We start from the raw sequence: 6,867 nt of genomic DNA, 5'->3' as shown, positions 1-6,867 counted from the left end.
AAAGTGTGACAATTGATCAACAGATCGTTCTGCATCGATGCCGTCCTGTTTGATTTTGACGGCACCCTGACAAAACCCGGCGCCCTTGATTTTTCCCTGCTGAAGCAAACCATCGGCTGTCCCCCTGACACTCCTGTTTTGGAATTTATAGAAACCCGGCCGACTGCCGGTCGGCGGGCCGAAGCTCTGGCCGTAACGGAGCGCTTTGAAAGTATTGCTGCTGCAAACTCGGAGCCTAATGAAGGGGCTGAAGAATTGATTCAATACCTGCGTTCCAAGGGTATTGCTCTTGGAATTATCAGCCGCAACAGCCTTGGTTCCATAAAACGAACGCTGCAAAATTTTGCAGCCGTCAACATTTCCGACTTTGATTTGGTCATTACCCGGGATACACCCGTCAAACCCAAACCGCATCCTGACGGGGTTTTCATGGCAGCGCGAAAGTTGAAAGTGGATGTCAGCCGGCTTCTGCTGGTGGGAGATTTTGTCTTTGATATCCAGGCCGGTCAAGCTGCAGGCAGTATGACGGTCTTTCTCGATAACGGGCTAACCACCGGACCCTGCAAAATCGCCAGTGACTTTAGCATTTCTTACCTGCCGGAGCTCAAAAAAATTGTCCGTTTGTTTTAGACACTGCGGGTTAGAGGTGTGGCAGTATACGTCCGATATGATTGCGGATCATAGCGAATATCCGCTGGAAATCCTCGTATGAACCTCCCATGGGGTCCGCGATGGAACTCTTCCGGTTTTCCTTTCCGGGCCAGGCTCCTAAAAGAAAAATCCTCTCACGGTACCATGGAAAAAAAGTCTGCACGAATTTTTTATGAACCGGTTCCATACAAAAAATCAAATCGGCCTTTTGCAGCTCATCGCCAATCAGCGATCGCGACCGGTGGGATGAAATATCACAACCGTGCTCCTCACAGACCGCCTGGGCGTGTTCCTCGGGCGGAGAGTCATCCAGTCCGTGAGTGCCCATGGATGAAACCTTCAGGTCTTGGCGTCTCATCTCCTGCCACTTATGGCGCAGAAATCCTTCTGCCATGGGACTACGGCAGATATTGCCCGTACACACAAAAATAATGTTTAGCATATATCACCTTTGAAGATTCGAAGAAAGCCTAATTCATCACGTTTTAATACCTATCTATCAAAATCGCATCATATTTGCGAAGGATTTATCTAACAAAATATTTTCGCCACTAAGACACCAAGACACGAAGTTAAATTATAATAAACAGTTATTCTTTGTGTCTTGGTGCCTTTGTGGCTATTCTTTCTCTCCGAGGCGTAGGCTCTACGAGCCGGAGGCCGGTTTATCAGGGTTGGGTTTTAGGCCATTTCCGGATGGAAACTATTTGACAATCCGCAACACATTGGTCTCCCGCAGTCTCAACCATAACGCTTTGATGATTACCAGGGAGGCGTTATGTTCGTCAAAATCATGCCGGCCGGATACCAAGCGGCACGATTGCATTAATTCATTATTTTCAAGCCAAAACAAAAATTCGTTCCGTCTGTATTCCTCCAGAAAGTGATAGAGATCCTGTAAGTTTTCTTCCGGAATATTGGCGACCATGGTTTTCTCTCTCAATGACAGTTTTGCCAGCAGCTTGTCAACGGCCTGGTCCACGGTCTGTGGCAGACTGTCGATTTCCGTTCCTGCAAAGCTCCTGCCGGCAAAGTCGGCAGTGGCCGACACAGAGCTGTCGCCAATATCCAGATAGAAAGCGGTCTCCAGAATATCGGCTGCGGCCTTATATATCTTGTTGTCTTTGCTGGCTCTGGGTCCGGCAACGTTCAGAACTTCAATTTTATGTTCCTTGATCCAGGACCTTATTTCTTGGGCGGCATGAAAAGCGATGAGTTTATTCAGATCCACATGCAGCCAGGGACGGTTATGTTGAATAGCCATCTCCCGGGTGAACTCTGATCCGCCTGTGAGCAGACCGTGGGATATGATCAAGGTGCCGTCTGAGTCGATCACATTCTGTTCGGTCCGTTTATTATAATTGGTGCTGTCCATTTCCTGTAGCTGATATTTATCCTCCAGCGGCCCGTTTTCAGTCAATCTTCCCTTAGGTATCCAGCCGCCATGCGGAATTCCAAGCTTTAGAGCAACATCGAGGGCGGCCTGGTCTGCGCCGGTTTGAGCGCCCGAAATTATTTTTTTAACCATCCTTGTCTCCCAACGATTACCATACCCGCCTTAGTTATCAAAATTTGTGCTGCCACTTTTATCCAGAATCTCCCTTAATTTTTGGGATAGACTTTTCATATTGAAAGGTTTTTGAATGAAGCCGTTGCAACCTCGCTCCAATATTTCCGTGGCCAGGCCATTAATGCTATAGCCGCTTGAAAGCAGAACCTTAACATCCGGGTTGATCTTTTTGAGTTGGTCAAAGGTTTCGCTACCCCCCGTATCCGGCATAATCATATCAAGGATCACAAGATCTATCTTGTGTTTATACGCTTTATAAATTTCAAGCGCTTCTTTGCCTCCTCCGGCAGTCAACAGATTGTATCCCATCTTTGCCAGCAGAGATTTGCTGACATCAATAATCATCTGTTCGTCATCAACAATAAGAACGGTCTCCGTACCTTCTAAAATATCATCAGACGGCCTCTTTTTTTCTTTGACTTCTTTTTCCGAAATCGGCAGAAAAATATTGAAAGTTGTGCCGATCCCCTTTTCACTGTAAACGCTCATAAAGCCATCATGATTGTTGATAATTCCGTATACGGAAGCCAGCCCTAAGCCGGTGCCTCTACCCATTTCTTTGGTAGTAAAAAAGGGTTCAAATATCTTTGTTTGAGTAGCTTTATCCATCCCGATGCCGGTATCGGTAATCGCAATCTTGACATATCGGCCGGCATCTTTTTGATAGGCTTCGACATATTGCTTGTCCAGTATCAGATTTTCGGTTTCAAGGTATAGGTCACCGCCTCCGGGCATTGAATGCCAGGCATTGACGTAGAGGTTCAACAAAACCTGGTCGATCTGTCCCCGGTCAATCGCGACCGGCCAGATATTTTCTTGAAATTTCGAATGAATCGTAATCTCTTTTTTGGTGCGGCCGAACATTTCAGAGCTGTTTTTAACCAGCTCGTTCAGGTTGGACGGCTTGACCTCGTATTTCCCGCCCCTGGCAAAACCCAAAAGCTGCTTGGTAAGATCGGTGGCACTTACAACATATTGCTCTATACTCCGCAGATGTTCGAGGTGGCGGTGGGAAAAATTATCATCTATCATCATCAAAGAGGTGCGCCCCTGGATACCCATGAGCAGGTTGTTGAAGTCATGGGCAACCCCGCCGGCAAGCGTGCCCAAAGACTCCATGCGTTCCACCTGCTCCAGCTGGGCTGCCAGCCTCTTTTTTTCCGTTTCAGCTAACTTGCGTTCGGTGATATCGCGGGCAATACCTCGAAAACCTGTTGGCTGTCCGTCCGGATCCTTCATCAGAGATACCATCGTTTCAATAAAACATTCGGAACCGTCTTTTCGGATGAGCTTCCAGTCATGTGCTCCTATAGATATTCCTGTACGGTAAACGTTGTTAAAGGTTTTAAATACTTTCTTGGCGTTTTTTTTGTCCATAAACTCGCGATTATTCATGCCCATTAATTCATCTTTAGGGTACCTGAGTATTCTGCTCATCGAATCATTGAAAAAGGTGAAGTTCCCGGCGATATCGACTTCCCAGTAGCCTTCTTCGATACTCTCAAGAATGGAACGGTACTTCTCTTCGCTTTGCTTGAGGGCCTCTTCCGTCTGCATCCGTTCGACGATCTCGGTCTGAAGCTGCTGGTTGGATTCTTTAAGTTCGGCGGTACGTGCTTCCACCAGATCTTCAAGGCGATGGCGGTAGTTTCTCAGTTCTTCTTCCGCCCGGTAGTGCATCAGCGCCTCCACCACGGCAACGGATAAGCTTTCCATGGCATGCTGGTCATTCAGGGTATAGCCGGTATTTTTGTTGCCCAAAGCAATCAGGCCGATGGTCTTGCCGCTGTATTTCAAAGGAACACCCAGAAAAGAAGTCAGCCGGGGGTGGTCCGGGGGCGTCCCCACGCGATCGGGATGCGAAGCGCGATCGTTGACGATCAGGGATTTTTCGTCCTTAAGTACCCGCTCCCATATCGCGCGTATTTCCATGTCATTAATTAAGGGGGGAGAATCGGACTTCGGTATCTGGCAGTCGTCCCATCCCGGATCACTCAAAGCAATGGTGTCAAGGCATCCGGCCGGGTTTATCTCGCTGATAACCCCGAACTTGCTGGCGGTCAATTCCTCGGCGGCCGTAAGGCATATGAGCGCCAGGTCTTCTTCCGTATCACACGTCAATGCTTCCCTGAACACTTTGTTGATGGCATCCAGAATGGCACTCTGCCGATGGATCTGCGCTTCTGCTTTGGAGATAAAAGCGTAAAAGAATGAGGCAATAACCATACTCAAAAAAGTCAGCATCAGGGAGGCGACTATCATGCGTTTTTTCAACATAAATGCGGGTTGTAGTACTTCGGCGACATCATGCCCCACCAGAAGAATCCACCCCAGCCCGGCAAAGTCTCGATAACCGCTGGAACGCGTATAGGAATACAGCCGCTTTATGCCGCCTTCCGTGGCAATAAAGGAGCCGTTTGGTCCTTTTATATTTTTGAAATATTCTTTGTTGGATACGTCTTTGAGAATTTTGAAAACTTTGGTGGCATAAATCAGTTTTCCATCCCTGGTCGTTAATTTGATTTCGGTTGTTTTGTATTTTTTGGCGGCAATCTCTGCTGCTCTGACAATACCCTTTACGGCCAGAATAGCTTTAATTGCCCCGGCAAAGTCTCCTTTTTCATCATCAACCCTGATGCCGATAATGACTGCATAGATTCCGGCGCTTTCATCATAGGCTACATCGGACACATAAAGCCCTGTATCGCGTGCAATCTGCCACCACGTTTCATCATCTTGCCTGTAATCAGAAGTTCTCCCGGTTTGCGCAACGTTTGCCCCGTACTTGTTGGTTACAATAATCTTCCCAAAAAACTTGTATCCATACTTGTTATAGAAATAGACAAATTCATTTTTCAGAGCATTCGAAAGTTCGTTATCGATCAAGGCTTGCATAAAGGGCGTAATTTGGTCCTTGGGAGCCTGCCTCCATTCTCTGTCCTTTTGGTCGACATAGGCTTGAATGCTGTCCAGATTTTCAAATTCCCTGTTTGCATGCCGTATGGTTTTTTGCAGCAATACATCCTTGAGGTGTGATTGCAGCGCTTCAATTTTGTTATAAACATCATGGTTGATACGCTTGAGCATTTCTTCGGCCAGCAATATAGAATTTGTGCCGACAGCCTGCTGCAGGGAATGCTGGCTGACTTCCGTTAAATACACCGCCAGCAAAACCATCAGCAGTACAACGACGATAAAGCCGGCAAGCAGTTTTTTGCCCATTGTTGCTCTCATCTTTTTATCTTTACCTCAAATACTTAACCTCACCGTCTACAATTTGCGCCGGGTGCAGCGGAAAATGTAGATCGTGCTCTCCCGGTTTGACATCAAGATCACCAAAGATTCCCGGGTAAATAAACCCTGCTTCCAAAAGACGCTTGATCCCGGTGCGAGAAATTTCCTCATCTTCTAACAGGCCGGTCAATAGTTTTATAATGTCGTAACCACTGGCAGCATAATGATTAAACTGCTTGTCATATACTGCTTCATATTTTTCTCTGACCTCCCGGGCATAAAGGAAGTTAGGGTTGTAAATGATGGGTGCCACCAGATAGACCCCGTTTGCTTCCGGCAAACTTCTAACCCGTGGGGTGCTGATATTGCCGACACCGGCGATAATTCCTTTATAATTCTGCTTTTTCAATTCTTGAAAGATACGTTTATAATGTCCGGGATCGACCACTAGATAGAGCGCTTCCGTATGTTTCAATCTGCCAATTTTGGCTTTAAAGTCGGTATCTTTATTTTTAAATGCTTCACCTTTGATGGTTGCGCCGGCCCTTGCCCAACCTTGGCGGACTAACTCATAAAAGGATTTCCCATAGGCATTATCCCGGTAAAGCATGCCCAGGTTTTTTACTTTCAATTCATCGAGGATCGACAAAATGGGAGGTACTTCATCTTTGGCCGTAGGGAAATATCTAAACACCCAATCATTTTGTCTGGTCAGTTCCGGAGCTGTTGCCACCAGGCCCATCAGCACAACTTGATGTTTTTTTGCCAAAGGAGCCAGCGCCAAACCAACGGAGCTCAAGGTTGATACGTACAAAACAGGATGGTGCTCGGTTTCTATGCTGTTAAAAGCCTCTTCAGCCTTCTGCACGCCGGTTTTGGCGTCCTGGATAATCAACTCGATATTCTTTCTGTTCACACCGCCCCGAAGGTTGATCTCATTGATGGCCATGAGCATACCATCTCGGACTTCCTCGCCGACAACAGATGCGGCCCCGGAAAGAGACAGCACAGCACCGATTTTAATTGTACCTTCTGGGGCTTTTTCACAAAAAAAGAAGACCGTCAAAATCGCTGTAATGGCAACGGCAGCAATTATGCCCCGTGTCAATCTGTTTCTAAGTATTTTTTCCATGGCGGCAAAATTTTTATAGTAATTACGCGCGAAGCATTCTGACGGGGATAAAACGCGAAAGCACGAAATTTAAATATATTTTTCGGTTTTTCGTAATTTTGTGCTTTTCCGCCTGCCAAGCTCCTCCGCCGAAGCTTCGGCGCTCTTGCAAAGGCGGAAGTCTTGTACGGCGGACAGGCGTGATGAATTTGATTTTTTGCGAATGCCTTAAAGATAGAATACCAAGAAATGATTTGAAGGTAAAGCATTGAGTGTAAATTGCAGTGATTACTATATGTTA

The 6,867-nt window shown here is 46.7% G+C and carries 6 protein-coding genes; 1 reads left to right on the top strand and 5 read right to left on the bottom strand.

Annotated features, from left to right (window positions below; all coding sequences use genetic code 11):
* The first annotated feature begins 12 nt into the window (after window positions 1-12).
* Window positions 13-630, top strand: a complete 618-nt coding sequence (locus V3S16_RS10460) for an HAD family hydrolase (RefSeq protein ID WP_413884677.1) — start codon at window positions 13-15, stop codon at window positions 628-630.
* Between the two features lie 10 nt (window positions 631-640).
* Here V3S16_RS10460 and V3S16_RS10455 read toward each other — a convergent pair whose 3' ends face one another.
* From V3S16_RS10455 to V3S16_RS10435, 5 genes are all read right to left on the bottom strand, one after another.
* Complete coding sequence (locus V3S16_RS10455; protein ID WP_413884675.1) at window positions 641-1,093, bottom strand: hypothetical protein; 453 nt, start codon at window positions 1,091-1,093, stop codon at window positions 641-643.
* Between the two features lie 261 nt (window positions 1,094-1,354).
* Window positions 1,355-2,179 carry a YpsA SLOG family protein gene (locus V3S16_RS10450; RefSeq protein ID WP_413884673.1) on the bottom strand — a complete coding sequence of 275 codons (825 nt, stop codon included), beginning with the start codon at window positions 2,177-2,179 and terminating at the stop codon, window positions 1,355-1,357.
* A 30-nt stretch (window positions 2,180-2,209) separates the two neighbouring features.
* The gene (locus V3S16_RS10445) at window positions 2,210-5,443 is read right to left on the bottom strand and encodes a PAS domain S-box protein (protein WP_413884672.1); all 3,234 of its coding nucleotides are present in this window, start codon (window positions 5,441-5,443) and stop codon (window positions 2,210-2,212) included.
* 22 nt (window positions 5,444-5,465) lie between these two features.
* Window positions 5,466-6,587, bottom strand: coding sequence for an ABC transporter substrate-binding protein (locus V3S16_RS10440; RefSeq protein ID WP_413884670.1), 1,122 nt, complete (start codon window positions 6,585-6,587; stop codon window positions 5,466-5,468).
* The coding region (locus V3S16_RS10435) for a hypothetical protein (RefSeq protein ID WP_413884668.1) at window positions 6,560-6,867 on the bottom strand (308 nt) is incomplete at its 5' end. The genes V3S16_RS10440 and V3S16_RS10435, both read right to left, overlap by 28 nt.

Origin of the sequence: Candidatus Desulfatibia sp., from assembly GCF_036446775.1 — a bacterium.
In the GTDB taxonomy this organism is placed as follows: Bacteria; Desulfobacterota; Desulfobacteria; order Desulfobacterales; family UBA11574; genus Desulfatibia_A.
Note: the sequence above shows the minus strand (reverse complement) of the source record. Positions and strands in the feature narration are given on the sequence as shown.

Excerpts from the sequence above, each read along its gene's own strand:
- V3S16_RS10450 (WP_413884673.1), bottom strand. The coding sequence starts at position 2,179 with ATGGTTAAAAAAATAATTTCGGGCGCTCAAACCGGCGCAGACCAGGCC.
- V3S16_RS10455 (WP_413884675.1), bottom strand. The coding sequence starts at position 1,093 with ATGCTAAACATTATTTTTGTGTGTACGGGCAATATCTGCCGTAGTCCC.
- V3S16_RS10440 (WP_413884670.1), bottom strand. The coding sequence starts at position 6,587 with ATGGAAAAAATACTTAGAAACAGATTGACACGGGGCATAATTGCTGCC.
- V3S16_RS10445 (WP_413884672.1), bottom strand. The coding sequence starts at position 5,443 with ATGGGCAAAAAACTGCTTGCCGGCTTTATCGTCGTTGTACTGCTGATG.